14 protein-coding genes are annotated in these 15,160 nt (G+C 62.8%); 4 read left to right on the top strand and 10 right to left on the bottom strand.

The features are described from left to right. Position 1 precedes the first annotated feature (1 nt). From AC4D2W_RS02555 to AC4D2W_RS02545, 3 genes are read right to left on the bottom strand one after another with little or no spacing between them, the layout of a single operon-like run. On the bottom strand, positions 2–1,585 hold the full coding sequence (locus AC4D2W_RS02555) for a CotH kinase family protein (protein ID WP_490925343.1): 1,584 nt from the start codon (positions 1,583–1,585) through the stop codon (positions 2–4). Between the two features lie 29 nt (positions 1,586–1,614). Next, the gene (locus tag AC4D2W_RS02550; RefSeq protein WP_490925342.1) at positions 1,615–2,418 is read right to left on the bottom strand and encodes a polyphosphate polymerase domain-containing protein; all 804 of its coding nucleotides are present in this window, start codon (positions 2,416–2,418) and stop codon (positions 1,615–1,617) included. Beyond that, positions 2,415–3,086, bottom strand: a complete 672-nt coding sequence (locus tag AC4D2W_RS02545; protein WP_490925341.1) for a DUF4956 domain-containing protein — start codon at positions 3,084–3,086, stop codon at positions 2,415–2,417. Before AC4D2W_RS02545 ends, AC4D2W_RS02550 begins: the two co-directional genes overlap by 4 nt. A 227-nt stretch (positions 3,087–3,313) precedes the next feature. On the opposite strand from AC4D2W_RS02545, the gene AC4D2W_RS02540 reads away from it, so the two are divergent. After that, positions 3,314–3,961: a class I SAM-dependent methyltransferase gene (locus AC4D2W_RS02540; protein ID WP_490925340.1), complete on the top strand. Its 648-nt coding sequence runs from the start codon at positions 3,314–3,316 to the stop codon at positions 3,959–3,961. A gap of 51 nt (positions 3,962–4,012) precedes the next feature. On the opposite strand, the gene AC4D2W_RS02535 is transcribed toward AC4D2W_RS02540, so the two are convergent. Further along, complete coding sequence (locus tag AC4D2W_RS02535; RefSeq protein ID WP_490925339.1) at positions 4,013–5,374, bottom strand: NtaA/DmoA family FMN-dependent monooxygenase; 1,362 nt, start codon at positions 5,372–5,374, stop codon at positions 4,013–4,015. A 167-nt stretch (positions 5,375–5,541) separates the two neighbouring features. On the opposite strand from AC4D2W_RS02535, the gene AC4D2W_RS02530 reads away from it, so the two are divergent. Next, entirely contained in the window at positions 5,542–5,934 is a 393-nt protein-coding gene (locus AC4D2W_RS02530; protein WP_490925338.1) for a MerR family transcriptional regulator, read from the top strand. A gap of 73 nt (positions 5,935–6,007) precedes the next feature. Here AC4D2W_RS02530 and AC4D2W_RS02525 read toward each other — a convergent pair whose 3' ends face one another. From AC4D2W_RS02525 to AC4D2W_RS02515, 3 genes are all read right to left on the bottom strand, one after another. Beyond that, entirely contained in the window at positions 6,008–7,414 is a 1,407-nt protein-coding gene (locus AC4D2W_RS02525) for a DHA2 family efflux MFS transporter permease subunit (protein ID WP_490925337.1), read from the bottom strand. A 549-nt stretch (positions 7,415–7,963) separates the two neighbouring features. Continuing rightward, a complete protein-coding gene (locus AC4D2W_RS02520; protein WP_490925336.1) occupies positions 7,964–8,236 on the bottom strand; it encodes a hypothetical protein in 273 nt (90 codons plus the stop codon). A 28-nt stretch (positions 8,237–8,264) separates the two neighbouring features. Beyond that, on the bottom strand, positions 8,265–9,857 hold the full coding sequence (locus AC4D2W_RS02515) for an ABC-F family ATP-binding cassette domain-containing protein (protein ID WP_490925335.1): 1,593 nt from the start codon (positions 9,855–9,857) through the stop codon (positions 8,265–8,267). Between the two features lie 263 nt (positions 9,858–10,120). Between AC4D2W_RS02515 and AC4D2W_RS02510 the strand changes: the two genes are divergently transcribed. Beyond that, complete coding sequence (locus AC4D2W_RS02510) at positions 10,121–10,906, top strand: SMP-30/gluconolactonase/LRE family protein (RefSeq protein WP_490925334.1); 786 nt, start codon at positions 10,121–10,123, stop codon at positions 10,904–10,906. 7 nt (positions 10,907–10,913) lie between these two features. Here AC4D2W_RS02510 and AC4D2W_RS02505 read toward each other — a convergent pair whose 3' ends face one another. From AC4D2W_RS02505 to AC4D2W_RS02495, 3 genes are all read right to left on the bottom strand, one after another. After that, positions 10,914–11,753: a carbohydrate ABC transporter permease gene (locus AC4D2W_RS02505; RefSeq protein ID WP_490925333.1), complete on the bottom strand. Its 840-nt coding sequence runs from the start codon at positions 11,751–11,753 to the stop codon at positions 10,914–10,916. After that, positions 11,746–12,717: a carbohydrate ABC transporter permease gene (locus AC4D2W_RS02500; protein ID WP_490925332.1), complete on the bottom strand. Its 972-nt coding sequence runs from the start codon at positions 12,715–12,717 to the stop codon at positions 11,746–11,748. Before AC4D2W_RS02500 ends, AC4D2W_RS02505 begins: the two co-directional genes overlap by 8 nt. Positions 12,718–12,793: 76 nt before the next feature. Continuing rightward, positions 12,794–14,113, bottom strand: coding sequence for an ABC transporter substrate-binding protein (locus AC4D2W_RS02495; RefSeq protein WP_490925331.1), 1,320 nt, complete (start codon positions 14,111–14,113; stop codon positions 12,794–12,796). Between the two features lie 366 nt (positions 14,114–14,479). Between AC4D2W_RS02495 and AC4D2W_RS02490 the strand changes: the two genes are divergently transcribed. Continuing rightward, complete coding sequence (locus AC4D2W_RS02490) at positions 14,480–15,109, top strand: TetR/AcrR family transcriptional regulator (RefSeq protein ID WP_490925330.1); 630 nt, start codon at positions 14,480–14,482, stop codon at positions 15,107–15,109. Positions 15,110–15,160: the final 51 nt, after the last annotated feature.

The following is a 15,160-nucleotide window of genomic DNA, read 5'->3' as shown; positions in this document are numbered from 1 at the left end:
GTCAGCCTTCCGCAGCCGGGGCCGCATCCGCAGTGAAGAACTTCGAGATGTTCGCTGCTTCTTCCCGGACCGTTTCGGCGGGCACCAGGTCGGTTGCCTGTTCGGTGAGCAGATTGGTCCACTTATCGAGGATCTCCTGCGCCTCCCCGGAATCGTAGAGCTCGGTCCGCAGGCTTGCCAGCTTGGACTCGTAGAGAGCCTTGAATTCGGTATCGGCCAGGAAGCGGCTGGCCAGGGCGTTCTCCTTGCTCATCCCGGCGCCGCCGGCACCGCCGGGGATGCCCATGCCCTCGGGCGGCTGCATCCCCTCGGGCGGTGCTGCTCCTTCGGGGAGCTGCATCCCGTCTGGCAGTTGCATCCCGTCTGGCAGTTGCATCCCTTCGGGGAGCTGCATCCCCTCCGGCCGCTGCCCGCCGTCGGGCATCTCTGCTCCACCCGGCATGCCGCCGCCGCCCATGGATCCGAAGGTCATGTTCAGGTCCCAGGTGACAACCGTCATCAGGCCCGTGCCGGAGTCATAGCGCAGATAGGAATTGTTGCCGGGCCCATCGATGTCATCCATGTTGCCCATGAGGTCCTGGGCAGCCAGATAAGCGGCGAAAGCGTCAGTGTCCAGATAGTCCCCGAGCCGGCTGTTGAAGTCCTCATCGGAGGAGTTGTTGATGAAGTCGAGGAACTTCATGACGGGCTGCAGGTCCTCCTCGCCCGTCTTCTGCTCAAAGACATCCTTGTAGTCCTCGGCATTGTCGCCGCGGTAGCTGTAGTCGCCTCCGCTTTCAGCCTTGTAGATGCTGCCGTCCCCGCCGAAGGTCTCCTCGTTCCATTCCTCATCGTCCGGGTTCTCGATGATCAGGCGCAGCTCCTGCTTGCTGTCGTTGACGCTGAACCGTGCGGCGGAGGCCTCGAGTGTTGCAAGATCAGCGGCGCCCGTCAGCTCCAGGGCCAGTGCTTCGTTCAGGGACGACTCGCTGTTGTTGCCGCGGACCACCAGGTCAGTCCGCCCCTGGTACTGCTGCCCGTCCACGAATTTGTCGGTGCGGATAAGCCAGGGAAGCGTTTCGGGTGAGTCAGACGTGCCGTCCCCGTCGCCGCTGTCCGGCGCCGGTGCCTCGGTCTGTGTTTCGGTTTCGGTCCCAGTTTGGGCTTCAGCCGCTGAATCGGCCCCAGCGGCACCGGGTGGGCCGCCCTGCCCGCCGGACAGGCCCATCAGGCTGGAGTTGCCCTTGAGCCGAAGCCCCACGTTTTCCAGCGTGGTTCCGTCGATCGTCACCGTCGCGGAAATCCAGTCCTTGTCCTGTGACTCGGAGTAGGCAGCGAGCATTGCCTGATAGTCCTCGTCGTTGAAGTGCACACTCACGTCATGCACCTGGCTGTCGTCAAAAAAAGCCACTGCTGCCGATGAGGCTGCACCGGTGGATGTTCCGTTGGAGGATGCTCCAGTGGAATTGCCGGCTCCGGAGGTTGAGCAGGCGGCCAGACCCAGGGCAGCGGCCAGGGCAGTGGCAGTCAGGACGGTGCGCGGCCAGGGGGTACGGACTGCTCTGCTGAGTGCGGATCCGGGGGAAGCCGAAAGGGATGAAAACACGGTGTTGCTCCTTGCAGGGGGAAAGAAAGTTAAATGGCAGTTGCCGGACGCAGCGGAAAATCACGCATGAGAGTGCGGTGCCACCTGTTGGCGGGCAGTCGTGGAGTGAGGGCGGCCAGGCCGGTGGCGAATTTGGAAATGCGGGAGGGACGGACACCGTATTCCCACAGATGGCGGTCCAGCGCTCCGGCGGTGGAGCCCGATTTCGTTTCGACAACCACCTTCCGGTCCAACGTCCAGCCGGGGCGTCCCGGCAGGGCCCAGGTGACATCGGAATCGATGGTGGCCCGGCTTCCTGACCCGGGAAGATACAGAGTGGTCCGCGCGTAACCGGTTTCCAGCACCGGCTGCAAAGCACCAAGATCCGGCAGGGGCCCGGCAGCGGCGAGGGTTTCCGCTATGTATTCCAGCCCTTCGGCGGTGATCCGGCTGCGGTCTTCTCCGGCGTAGGGAATCCGCTCCTTGACGGTGGCCGCACGGGCTCCTTCGGTCTTGACCTCAAGGAAACTGGTTGCGCTGTCCACATAGGTTCGGGTGCGGATTTTGTAGCGGCGCCGCCGGCCGTATGCCGCCAGCAGATAGCTGTCCAGTCCGGGAGTATCGAAATATACGGAGTCGTAGGTGAAGGAGCGTCTCCCGCCCATTTCCAGGACCAGTGCACGGTCCGGCAGGGTCCCCAGAATGCGGTCTGCGAGAGCGGCATCCACCAGATATTTACGGTCCACCCGGGTTTGGAGCGCTGCGGCCCCGTTGAGTTCCTCCAGCCCGACGGCGGGGAGGGTATCGGCAAAGGTCAGCCGCAGGTTCGGACCGGACGCAGGAGCCGTGTTCATGAGATGCGGGCGGGGAAGGCTGGATCCGCCCGCTCGCCGGCGGCGTCGTCGTCGGCCAGAGGTGCTGCGCCGGGTACCCGGGAGTACGCGGGATCCGTGGCGGAGCTGAAAGAACCGGACGGAACGGCGGGGATGGAGAACTTGACGTTGACGAACGTCTTGTCATTGACCAGGTCCAGTTCGGTCACGGTGGCAGCATGGATCTTTCCGCCCAGCACCTCGGCCAGGCGGGCATGCAGCTCGTCTTCCCTTGCAATGGCACGGTCCAGGACAACGGTTTGATGCCGGTAGGCAGGGAGGACCCAGGGATGGTCGCCCACAAACATGACGGCCAGGATCAGTGCCATCAGCGCCGGAGCCAGCCACAGCGGGCTGCTGCCGATACCGGAGATGAGGCCCAGAGCCAGTGCGGAGAAGTAATACGCCACCTCATGCTGCTCCAGCTCGGTGGAACGCAGCCGGATGATGGAAAGCACACCGAACAGTCCCAGCCCGAGACCGGCGCTCGCCGCTGACCCGCTCAGCGATGCCGCCACGGCAAACACTCCGATGTTGATGCCCAGATAAGAGACAGCCAAGTCCCGGCGGCGGTGACGGCGGAGGTACAGGCCGAAGGTCAGCAAAAAAATTGCGGCGATATCCGCCGCAACCATGATCAGGATATTCATTAATGGCTCTTTCAAAAGGTCAGGTGAGGTGCTGAACCATCCTGTCGCAGGGACCTATGACAGAGCTGTGGATAAGCCCAGACGCAGATTTGCGCCCGAAATTGCAGGTTGCCGTTATGGCACGGCGGCTTGCAGAAAGGCTCGTGGATTCGGGACGATCAAAGCTGATGAGTCGACCGGCGCTCCCCCTCCCCGCGCCGTGTGGACCGGAAGGAGCTGGATCTGCCATGGTGCACGATTTCGACAAAGACTATTGGGAACATCACTGGGAACAGGGCGCCGAAGCCCAGCCCGGCATTGAGCCCGGAACACCGGAAGCGGACCAACCGAATCCGTACCTGGATCACGAGACAGCCGACCTGACGCCGGGCACGGCGCTGGATGCCGGCTGCGGAACCGGCACTGAAGCCATCTGGCTGGCCAAACACGGCTGGAAGATGACCGGTGCCGACATTTCCCGGACGGCCCTGGATCAGGCTGCCGCCCGGGCGGCAGCACAGGGTTTGGGCGGTGAAGTCACCTGGATTGAGGCGGACCTCGTGTCCTGGGAACCCGAGCACCCCTTCGACCTGGTCACCACCCACTATGCGCACCCGGTGATGGAGCAGCTGGCCTTCTACCGGCGCGTGGCCGGCTGGGTCGCCCCCGGGGGCACGGTGCTCATTGTCGGGCACCGGCACGACGGCGGCGCAGGACACGGAGAACAGCCACCGCCGGAAGCAACCGTCACGGTCTCCGACGTGGCCGCCGCCCTGGACCCTGCCATTTGGCTTCTCGATACCGCGGAAGAGCACGAGCGCACCGTGGTGGGACCGGACGGAACGGGCCATGTCCTTCACGACGTCGTCGTGCGGGCAACCCGGATCGCTGAGTAGGCCGCCGCACCGGAACACGATTCCTCTGCCAATGGATCGAAGCGGATTTTGCTATGTGACGCGATCCGTGAGGCGTGTGTCGAGCCCGTACTGGGCTGGTGCACCGAGGTGGTCGCGGAGGGTGCTGCCTTCGTAGTCCCGGTGGTAGATTCCGCGGTCCTGCAGAAGGGGGACAACCTCGTCAACGAAGGTGTCGATGCCATCTTCGTTGACGTCGATAGAGACCCAGAAACCGTCGCAGGCGCCCGCGTCAAACCATTCCTGCATGTGATCCGCGGTGGCCGACGCGTCACCGACAGGGGTGGGGTGGTAATCGATGACCCCGTGGGCCAGAATGTCGCGGATAGTCCACCCTTCCCGTGCTACCTGCAGTGCTCGAGCGGAGCGGGGATCGAAAGGACTCGGTGAGGCGGTCTGCAGCTGGGCGGGTGTCAGGGGTTCATCGAGTTGACCGGCGTCGAGCTGCAGGTTCAGCATCGAGCCGAGGTAGGGCACGCGTGATGCTGCTGTGAGCACACCCAATTGGACACGTCGGTCGAGTGCGGCTCGTTTGTTCTTGCCGATGGCAGGCATCACTCCTGCGAAGAACTTGATCTCGTCCGGGCTCCGGCCTGCCCTTTGGGCGGCATCACGGTAGGCCTGGCGTTGGTTGCGGGCTTCCTCGATGGTGAACACTGCTGCAATGACGCCGTTTGCGTAGCGGCCGGCCAGTTCGAGCCCGTTCTTGCCTCCACCGGCGGAAAAGATGACGGGTTGGCCCTGCTCAGAGGGCGGGATGGGGAGCGGCCCGCGTGAGGCGACATACTCACCTTGCAGGTTAATGGGCTGGATCTTATAGGGGTCGGCGAAGCGACCGGTATCCCGGTCCTTGATCCACGCATCCTGCTGCCAACTTCCCCAGAGAGCCTGAGCGATCTGGATGGTTTCGTGGGCGCGCTGGTATCGCTGCGGCCGGGGCGCGATGGCCTGTCCGAAGTTCGCTGCAGCGTTAGGGTCGCTGGTCGTCACGGCGTTCCACCCGGCACGGCCGTGGCTCATCACGTCAAGGGCCTTGAACTGGCGGGCGAGATTGAAGGGTTCGTTGAACGTTGTAGAGCCGGTGGCGACAAGACCGATGCGCTCCGTGGCGCGGGCGATCGCTGCAAGGGTCATCATGGGTTCGAGGGTGATCTGGGGGGCTTCGAGATCCAGACCGGACTGCAGACCGGGGAAATCCGGAAGGAACAGGAAAGCGAACTTCCCGCGTTCGGCGGCCTGGGCGTAGCGGACCTGAGCGTCGAAGCTGGTGTAGTTTGCCGGGTCCACACCTGGTGCACGCCAGGCGGAGCCCTGCGATCCATATCCGTTACCCAGATGCATACCCAGAATCATGTGTGACTTGGTCATTGGCTCTCCTCGTACAGCTGTTCTCATGTGCTGCTTGTGATGGTGTTCGACGTCGTGCTTGGTGTGGTGTCCAGGATGTGGCGGGAATGAGGCCCCACGGATTCGCCTTAGGGATGTCCAGCTTGTCCAGTGTCAACGTTGCCATTAGTGTTAAGGTCAAATTGTGCTGGGTGCGGAGATTCGGGGAGGGTTTTGTGCGTATCGGTGAGCTCGCGAAGAAGACCGGCGTTCCTGCCCGGATGCTGCGGTACTACGAAGAACAGGGCCTCATTTCACCGCGTCGCTTAGCTAATGGCTACCGGGCGTATGACGAATATTTGGTTGATCGAGTGATGAAAATCCGGGGCCTGGTGGATACCGGAATCCCGACGCGCATCATTGCTGACATCCTGCCGTGCCTCGATAAGCCACAAACGATCGTTGTGAGGAACGCCGAACCCGGGCTGCGCGAGCTCCTGTCCACGGAGCGGGACCGCATGACGGAGAAGATCGACTTCCTCATTCACAACCGCGACTCGATTACCCGATACATCGAAGCGATCGACCGTGCTGCCGTCTCTCCGCACCAATCAGCACATGCGGGATAGAGCACTGATATCCCGAGGCAAGTGAGCCGGAAGCGTCTCGCTGACGCTTCCGGCTTTGTCGTCACAGCTCTGCTCAGGATTCGTCTGTCGCGGGGCGGGCCTTACTGACGAACAGTGTGCCGATGACGGCACCGAGTGCGAGAACCGCGGCGACGGTGAATGCGCTTCGTCCGGCGGCGGTGCTCTGGGCGAGGTCGAGCGCTCCGGCGTGGGCTGCGTTCGCTCCAATGGTGAAGGCGGAGATGAGGATCGCGCCGCCGGCGGCGCCGGCCAGTTGTTGGACAGTAGAGAAGGCCGCGGTGCCGTGGGAGTACAGCTCGGCTGGTAATGAGCCCAGGGCTGACGTGGTCATCGGAGCCCACATCAAGGCCTGAGTTCCGGTGATCACCAGATACGTACCCAGAGCCACCCATACGCTGGTGTTTTCGTTGATGGTGGTCAGGAACCAGATGGAGGCCGCCCAGATGATCGAGCCGGGAATCGCCAGCGGCTTCGGCCCCACCTTGTCATAGATTCGCCCGCCCAGTGCAGAGACAATCGCGATCATGGCTCCCCCGGGGAAGAGGAACAGGCCCATCTGCAGGGTGTTCAGTCCGAGGACGGCGGTCAGGATCAAAGGTAGAACGAGGACAACTCCGAAGCCGTTCATTGCGACGAAGGTCATCACGATCGTCGGCAGGACGTAGCCGCGTGTCTTGAAGATTCGCATGTCCAGGAATGCTTCCCGGTGCCTCTGCAGCCTGATCTGACGATAGACGAACGCGCCGATGCCGATCACTCCGATGAGGATCGGAATGTACGGCGCGACAGGTGCATGGCCGGAGACTGACTCGCCGATGGATGCCAGCCCGAAGACCAAGCCGCCGAAACCGATGATGGACAGCAGCAGAGAGACCCCGTCCAGAGTTACGCGCTCAGGTACGGTGACGTTCCGCAGCTTCACGGCAGCGAGGATCAATGTCGCGACGATGATCGGCAGCATGAGGATGAACAGCCACCGCCAGCTCAGCTGGGACAGGATCAGCCCGGAGACCGCGGGGCCGACCGCCGGGGCGATGGCGGGAACCGCCGTGACCAGGGCCATCATCCTGCCCCGGCGCGAGACGGGCACCAGGCGCATGGTGGTCGTGATGAGCAGAGGCACGAACACCGCGGTGCCTACCGCCTGGATGATGCGTCCGGCCAAGAGGACACTGAATCCCGGAGCGATAACGGCGATGACCGTACCGATCAGGAACAGCGTCATGGAACCAAGGAAGATCGCACGGGTAGTGAACCTTCGCATCACGAACCCGGTAGCAGGAATAAGCACGGCCAATGTCAGCAAGTAACCCGTCGTCAGCCACTGACCGGTCGTGGGAGTGATGTCCAGGTCGGCAATCAGCGTCGGCAGGGCTACGCCGAGCATCATTTCGTTCAGCAGGACAACGAAGGTTGAAACCATCAGCAGCCCGATGATCATCGCGCTGCCTGGCGCCATCCGATCATCGGACCCGACGGGGCGGGTGCCGTCAGCAGTCCCTGGAGGAGTGGCTTCTAAGGTGGACTCGTTTGGGCTTGGTGCCGGCATGGGGCTCTCCTGATTGTGGAAGGGTCTCGGAAACGGAGTCGGCCGCAGGATCGTGTATCCGCACTCGACGGCGAGTTTCCGGCGTGCATGGGGGGCGATTCGGGAACGAGTAGTCGAGCTGCGTTCCACCAGATCGTCGAAAAGACTTCTGCGAGTTGTGGATGCGCTGTGTGGGGGCCGAAATCCGCTCGTGCGCGACAGCAGGCTCGGGCAGAGCGGACAGATCTCGGGAACTCACGAAACAATCGTGCAACCTTCCCATAAGTGAGAAGGTCAAATCCGTCCGGAAGAATGTGGCGAAGAGCACTCATTGATGCCACCTACCGTGGCGGCATGGAACTACGGTGCGGTTTCGATATGCCCATCTGGACCAGTACTTGGTTGGAGAGGCAGGGTCTTATTGAGCACCTGGAGATACAGCCGGCCTCGGATTTCGGCGGCGATGATTGAACGAGCTGTCTACGGCGCCGCTGCTCCGGCCAGGATAAGTCTGGCGTTCATGGACCAGAGGAGCGGCAGCCACAGGGCCTCCGCCGGCGGCTGGCTGTAACCGAGCCAGAAGCGGGCGGTCAGCAGCACGGCCGCGGACACTTCCACCAGCAGGGAAATTTTCACCACACCCAGGACCATCGATGGGATGCCGCCGCCGAGGCAAAGGATATGGGCCCGGCCCCCCGGTCCGGTGACGCACAGCGATGACGTGGCGGTAAAGAAGTTTCGCCGGCTCTCCATGAGAGACGGCCTCCCGCCGAAGGACCGCCTACGCGACGCGCAGGTCAATCTCTCCGGGCGCGGCGCCGTCGGCACCGAACACCAGATGCCGGTTGGCGATTTTGTCCGTGAAGAACCGGTCGTGGCTGACCACCACCACGGCTCCCGGGAAATGCAGCAGTGCCCGTTCCATGACCTGCGTGCTGGAGAGGTCCAGGTGGTTGGTGGGCTCATCGAGCAGCAGCACGGAGGCGCCGGAGAGCAGGCACTGGGCCATGGCAACCCGCGCCTTCTGCCCGCCGGAGAGGTTGCCGATCTTTTGCTTCAGGTCCGCCTCGGAGAACTGGAACATGGTCAGGAACCGGTTGACGGATTTCTTGGTGGCGGTCAGTGCCAAGCTGTCGGGCATGGCGTTGACCGAGTGGGTGACGGTGTCGTCGTCGTCGAGCTCCGCCAGCACCTGGTTGTAGGAGACCATCTTCGCCCCGTTTGCCCACACCACCTTGCCGGCGTCGGCCTTTTCCTCGCCCGTCAGGACCCGCAGCAGCGTGGTTTTGCCGCTGCCGTTGGAACCCAGGACCACCAGCCGGTCACCGCGGCGGATCTCGAAACTCAGGTCCTGGAAAAGCGTCCTGTCCCCGTAGGACTTGGCCACGGACTCCACCCGGCACAGGTTGTCCTTGACGTGCAGCCCGCCGTAGATTTCCGTGATGATCTGGTCCACCGGCCGCGGCGCGCGGGCCTTCTTGATCTTCGCGAGCTTGCTGTCCAGGGCGCCGCTGCCGGATTTAGCTGCCTCTCGTCGGTCCGAAATCCCTTCGGCCTCAAAAGCCAGAAGCTCGGATTCGTGCACAAACTGGGACGCCAGCGCCTTGAGCCGGAACTGTTTCTGGATCACATATTCGCCGAAGTTTCCGGGGTATTCGTGCAGATGGTAGTTCTCCACCTCGATGATGCGGGTCACCACGGCGTCCAGGAACTTCCGGTCGTGGGAGACGACGACGGCGGCGCCGCGGAAGTCGCGGAACCACCCTTCCAGCCATTCCACGCCGGCTACGTCCAGGTAGTTGGTGGGCTCATCCAGCAGCAGCACGTCCGGGGCTTCCAGCAGGATCTTGGCCAGGGCAGCGCGGTTGCGCCAGCCGCCGGAGAGGGCGTCGATGGGGCAGGTGCGGTGCGCTTCACTGAAACCCAGAGTGGTCAGCGCGGCGTCAATCCGCCGGGGATAGTCCCAGCCGTCCAGCCGGTCCATGGTTTCGAACAGTTCCGACTGGCGGCGGATCAGCTTGTCCAGCGCCTTGGGCTCAGGATCTGCGGCAATGGCCTCGTCGATGGAGGCAAGCTCGGCTTCGGTGGCCTTAATCTCCACAAACAGGGCGTCCAGGACCTCGGTAATGGTGGATTCACCGTTGAGCTCGGAGAACTGGGAGAAGTAGCCGATCTTCAGGCCCTGTTCCAGCGTGACCGTGCCGGAGTCGGGAACCACCTGTTCCAGGATCAGCTTGAGCAGCGTGGACTTGCCGGAACCGTTCTTGCCGATCAGCCCCACCCGGTCCTTCGGTTCCAGGCGGAAGAAGGCCTCACGCAGGATCTGCGTCTTGTCGAAGCCAACGGTGACGTCCTGCAGCCGGATCAGGCTCATTCGGGGGTGTCCTCTCGGGGATGGAAGCTGGTGAACGGTGCCGGCGGGCGAAAGACCGCGCGGTCGGGTTGCTCCCGTTGACCAGCCACTCATCATATCGGGTGCGGGGACAGAGCCGGTTTCTCGAAAATGCTGGTTCCTGCGCTGCCCTGTTCGCGGGCATGCTCCCGCGCCATACTGGAAATTCCACGGCGGGTTCACCGTGACGGACGGAAAGAGGCGCGGAAATGGCCGAAGCGAAAACCCTCGTATCAGGACTCGGAATGGGAGAATCTGCCCGCTGGCACCTCGGCGAGTTGTGGTTCGCGGACTGGATGGCGGGAACCATCTCGGCGCTGGACGCTGAAGGGACCGTTCGCCGGGTTGCGGGCGTGCCGTCCTCCCCCATCAGCTTTGACTGGCTGCCGGACGGACGCATGGCCGTGGTGTCCGGCAGCGATGCAACGGTCCTCCTGGAGATTCCCCATGCCGGCTTGGTTCCCCTGGCCGATCTGCAGGGAATCTCCGAGTATCCGTGGAACGAGATCGCGGCACATCCCTCGGGGAACCTCTACGTCAACGGAATCGGCTACGACTATTCCGGCGATGCGCAGGACAACGGGGTTATTGCCGTGCTCCGGCCGGACGGTTCACTGGACCAGGTGGCCGAGGGACTGGCTTTCCCCAACGGCATGCTGGTCTCCGCGGACGGCAGGATGCTGGTGGTGGCGGAATCCAATGCCGGACGTCTCACGTCATTCACCATTCTGGAGGACGGGAGCCTCAGTGAGGGTTCCGTGTGGGCGGATCTGGCAGGAGGCGCTCCGGACGGCATCAGCTGGGACGGCAGCGGCGGCATCTGGGTTGCCGAAGTGCCCGGTGAGCGCTGCGTCCGGGTTGACCGGGGCGGGACAGTTCGGGACACGGTCCAGCTGGAGCAGGGCTGTTTCTCCTGTGCCGCCGGGGGCGACGACGGCGGTCTCCTGTTCATCATGACGGCCCAGTGGCCCCAGGTCATGGACCCCGCCGCCGGGAACACCGGCCGCATCCTGGGACTGCGGGTCAAATAGCCGCCGCCTACTTGATGGCTCCCGCCGTCAGGCCGGCAACGAAGCTGCGCTGCAGCAGGAGGAATCCCACCACCACGGGAATGCTGACCACCAGGGACGCAGCCATGATCTGGTTCCAATAGACATTGGTCTGCGTTGAATACAGCTGTAGCCCCACCGCTAGCGTCCTGTTCGCGTCAGTGGTCATCACGGAGGCAAACAGGACCTCTCCCCAGGCCGTCATGAAGGCATAGATGGCCACCGCAATCAGGCCCGGACGGGCGGCGGGAAGAACAACGCGCAGCAGTGCGCCCATCGGCCCGCAACCGTCCACTTTCGCTGCCTCATCCAGCTCCTGGGGAATGCCGTCAAAGTATCCGGACAGCATCCAGATGGCGAACGGCAGGGAGAACGTCAGGTAGGTGATGACCAGTCCCAGCCGGGTTCCGACCAGTTGGACGCCCAGTGTGGAGTTGATGTTCACGAAGATCAGGAACAGGGGAAGCAGGAACAGCACGCCCGGAAACATCTGTGTGGACAGGACCGTGGTGGAGAAGATGGTCCGGCCGCGGAAGCGGTACCGGGAGATGGCGTAGGCGGCGAAGATCGCTATCACCAGGCTCAGGATGGTGGCAGCGCCGGAGACGATGAGGCTGTTCACGAAATAGTCGGCCAGCCGCACGGTCTTCCACATGTCGATGAACGGGGCAAAGGTAAGGCTGGACGGCCACCAGCTGAAGGGTCCCTGGACATCGGAGAGCGGCTTCAGCGCCGAGGTGATCATCACGTATACGGGAACAGCCGTGAAGATGGTCAGGACAGTGATGACCACAATGCGGAAGTATTTTGCCCCGGTTGTTTCACGCACGGCGTGACCTCCTGTTGATGGTGAGCAGGTAGATGCCGGTAACGATGAGCAGGAAGATCAGCAGCAGCACCGACATCGCGGCGCCGGAGCCAAAATTCCAGGTCAGGAAGGACGCGTTGTAGATGTGGAAGGAGATCAGGTCACCGGCGGGCGGCTGGGCCGTGCCGAAGAGGACAAACGGTGTGTTGAAGTCGTTGAACGTCCACAGGAACATGACCAGGATCAGTACCAGGTTCACCGGCCGGAGCATGGGCAGCGTGATGGAAGCCCACTGGCGCAGCGGCTTGGCGCCGTCAACGGCTGAAGCCTCGTAGACGTCGTCGGGAATGGACTGCAGGCCGGCCATGAGCATCAGGAAGGCGAAGGGCCACAGCCGCCACAGGGCCACCACCACAATGGAGACGAAAGCGTTGTCACCGATCAGCCAGAAGGGCTTGTCCCCGCCCAACCCCAGGTTGTCGTAGAGGAAGTGGTTCACGGCGCCGGTGTCTTTTTGCAGCATGAACTTCCAGGCGATGATGCCGGCGTACATGGGCAGGGCGTAGGGAACCAGGAACAGCGTGCGGAACAGGCCGCGTCCCCGGAACTTCCTCTGCAGGGCAACCGCCGCCGCCATACCCATGCCCCAGGCCAGTCCCACCACCAGGACGGTGAAGCCGCACGTGATCAGGAAAGAACGCAGCAGCGCTTCACCCACGGCCGCATTGAAGTCCAGTGCCACCTGGTAATTGGCGAGGCCCACAAAGGGAGCCTCTCCCCAATTGGCAATGAAAGCCCTGGTGAGTTTGAGGAAGCTCATCCATATACCGGTGAACATGGGAATCACATGGATCAGCAGTTCAAAAACGACGGCGGGGGCCAACAGTGCGTAGGGCAGCCACCATCCGGCCGGCCGAGGCCTGCGGGGCTTTCGGACCGGGCCGTCCGGAGCCTTGGTTTCTTCAGCGGATATCGCAGTGGCCATGACAGCCCACTCCCCTTTCCTTGCCTGCACCGGAAAAGCCGTCCCGGGTCCGCGCTCGCGGACCCGGGACACTGGATCAGCCTGCCGCTGCTACCTGCTCCTGCGCGGTCTGCATGGCGTTGCGGATGTCGTCAGTGCTCACCGTTCCGCCCGAGGCGATGGTGGCGAACATCTGGTTCATCGCATTGCCGACGGTGCTTTCAAACTGGTCTTCCGCCGGTACCAGGGGTAGCGGCTTGGACTTGGTGGCGTAGATATCCGCGAAGGTTGCGGCCTCTTCGGCATTGTCCGTGAAATTGGGCTGTGCACCGGTGAGGACCGGCAGTGATGCAAACGGACGTCCCAGTGCGGTCTGCGTGTCCTCACTGGTCATGAACTCCACGAACTTCATGGCTCCGTCTTCGTTGTCCGTATTGGCAAAGACGGAGAGGTTAATGCCCGCGACATGGCTGGCAATATCCGTGTCGGAATCAGCCGGCGCCGGGAACGCCACCACACCGTACTGATCGGCGGTCATTCCGTTGGCCGCAATGCTGTTGTTCGCGTTGTTCTGGTTGAGGATCATGGCCACCTTGCCGGTGGCGAAGTCATTGACGGCCCGGATGGCGTTTTCATACTGGACGTTGGAGGTGTTGACTACCTTGTCGGTCTGCATGAGATCCAGGTAGCGCTTGATGCCGTCCACCACACCGTCGGATGTAAACGTTGCCTGGCCATCAGAATCGAAGAGGTCAGCACCGTTTTGGGCCGCATTGATGAAGGCAAAGTGTGCGTTCTCGGTGTAGCTGCCTCCGGCCAGTGCCAGTCCGTACTGGTCGCCGGTGGTGAGGGCCTTCGCGGAGGTGACGAGTTCTTCCCATGTAGTGGGCGGAGTCAGCCCCGCCTCCTCAAACATGGCTTTGTTGTAGTACAGCCCGTAGGCCAAACCGTAGAGCGGAACCGAGGTGGGGTCCTCCCCCGGTGCTCCGCCGGTATCCAGGGCTGCCTGGACAAACTTGTCCTTGCCGCCGATGGCTTCAAATGCCTCGTCGTCAAAGGGCATGAAGGCGCCGGTGGACTGCAGGGACGCGGCCCACGTATTGCCGATGTTGACGACGTCGGGCGCCTGGCCCGAGGTGACGGCGGTTTGGATGCGGGTCTGGAGGTCATTCCAGCCAATCACCTCAAGTTCCACCGGTATGCCGGTTTCTTCGGTGAACTTTTCCAGCTGGGGAGTCAGTACTTCCCTGTCATTGTCCAGGCTTGTGCCCTGGTTGCTGGCCCAGTAAGTCAGGGTTTCCCCGCCGCTGCCGGCGGCGTCGGAGGAACCTCCATCGCCGCTGTCTCCGCCGCTGCAGGCGGTGGTCAGGACAAGCGTGCTGATGGCCGCGGCCGCGGCAAGCGAACGAATTTTCATGGATGACTTCCTTGTCTGGATCCGTTGGTGCCGTTAGCGAGGATGCTGCCTGCACCTCGGAGACGAGGGCCGGTGGAGGAATTTCCCGGCGGCTGCCGTTCGTGGCGGCGCCCTCCGGGCTCGGTGCATCCTTGATGCGTAATATCGGAGAAGTTTAGTCCTCCGGGTCGGAACCACAAGGTGTTCCGGCTAGGGAAAGCGCCGAAGCGGTGAGGATGCGACGGCGGTGCCAGGAGCAGGTGCCACTGCTAGGGTGGTTGCTGATCGCTTAGTTAGTGCGCCTGGGCGCCGTGCGGACGCAATGCCGCCAATCGGAACTGCGACGACTGCAACTTGTAAGACCGGAACAACGGGAGGGCATCGGCCATGACTGATACGGCACAGCGGCTGCTCTCATCGGCCACGGCCGCCTTTGCTTCCAAGGGTTTCCATGGCACCACAACCCGGGATATCGCCAACGGTGCCGGAGTAACTCCGGGTGCCGTGTATGTGCACCACAATTCCAAGGAAGATCTCCTCTACAGCATTTCAAAACTGGGCCACGAGAAAACTCTTTCCCTGGTTCGGGAAAGCGCTTCCGTAGCGGGTGACCCGGCCCTGCGAATGGCCGTTTTGGTGCGAAACCTGGTGCAGTGGCAGGCGGCCAATCACACCAGTTCCCGCGTGGTGAATTTTGAGCTTCCTGCTCTGAGCGCCGAGCATCTGGCCGAAGTCCTCCGAATGCGCCATGAGGTGGAAGAAGAATTCCGCGCGCTTGTCGAGGCAGGCCTGGAACAGGGCGTATTCGCAGTTCCGGATGCGGGAATGGCGGTGGTCACCCTGCTGTCCCTGTGCATCGATGTGTCCCGGTGGTACCGGGAAGACGGGCGGCTCAGTGCCGCCGAACTCGGTGAGCACCACAGCCGCATGGCCCTGCGCCTGCTCGGGGTTGCCGAAGCCGACACCGCAGTGGAGCCCGGTCAGGGAAAGGGCGCCCAGGAGCGCATCCACCCTTGACGTAACCGGCGGATGAGGGTGGGATCATGCTGTGGAACATCGGCTGATGCC

This window comes from Arthrobacter sp. TJ-58, from assembly GCF_058269295.1.
Note: the sequence above shows the minus strand (reverse complement) of the source record. Positions and strands in the feature narration are given on the sequence as shown.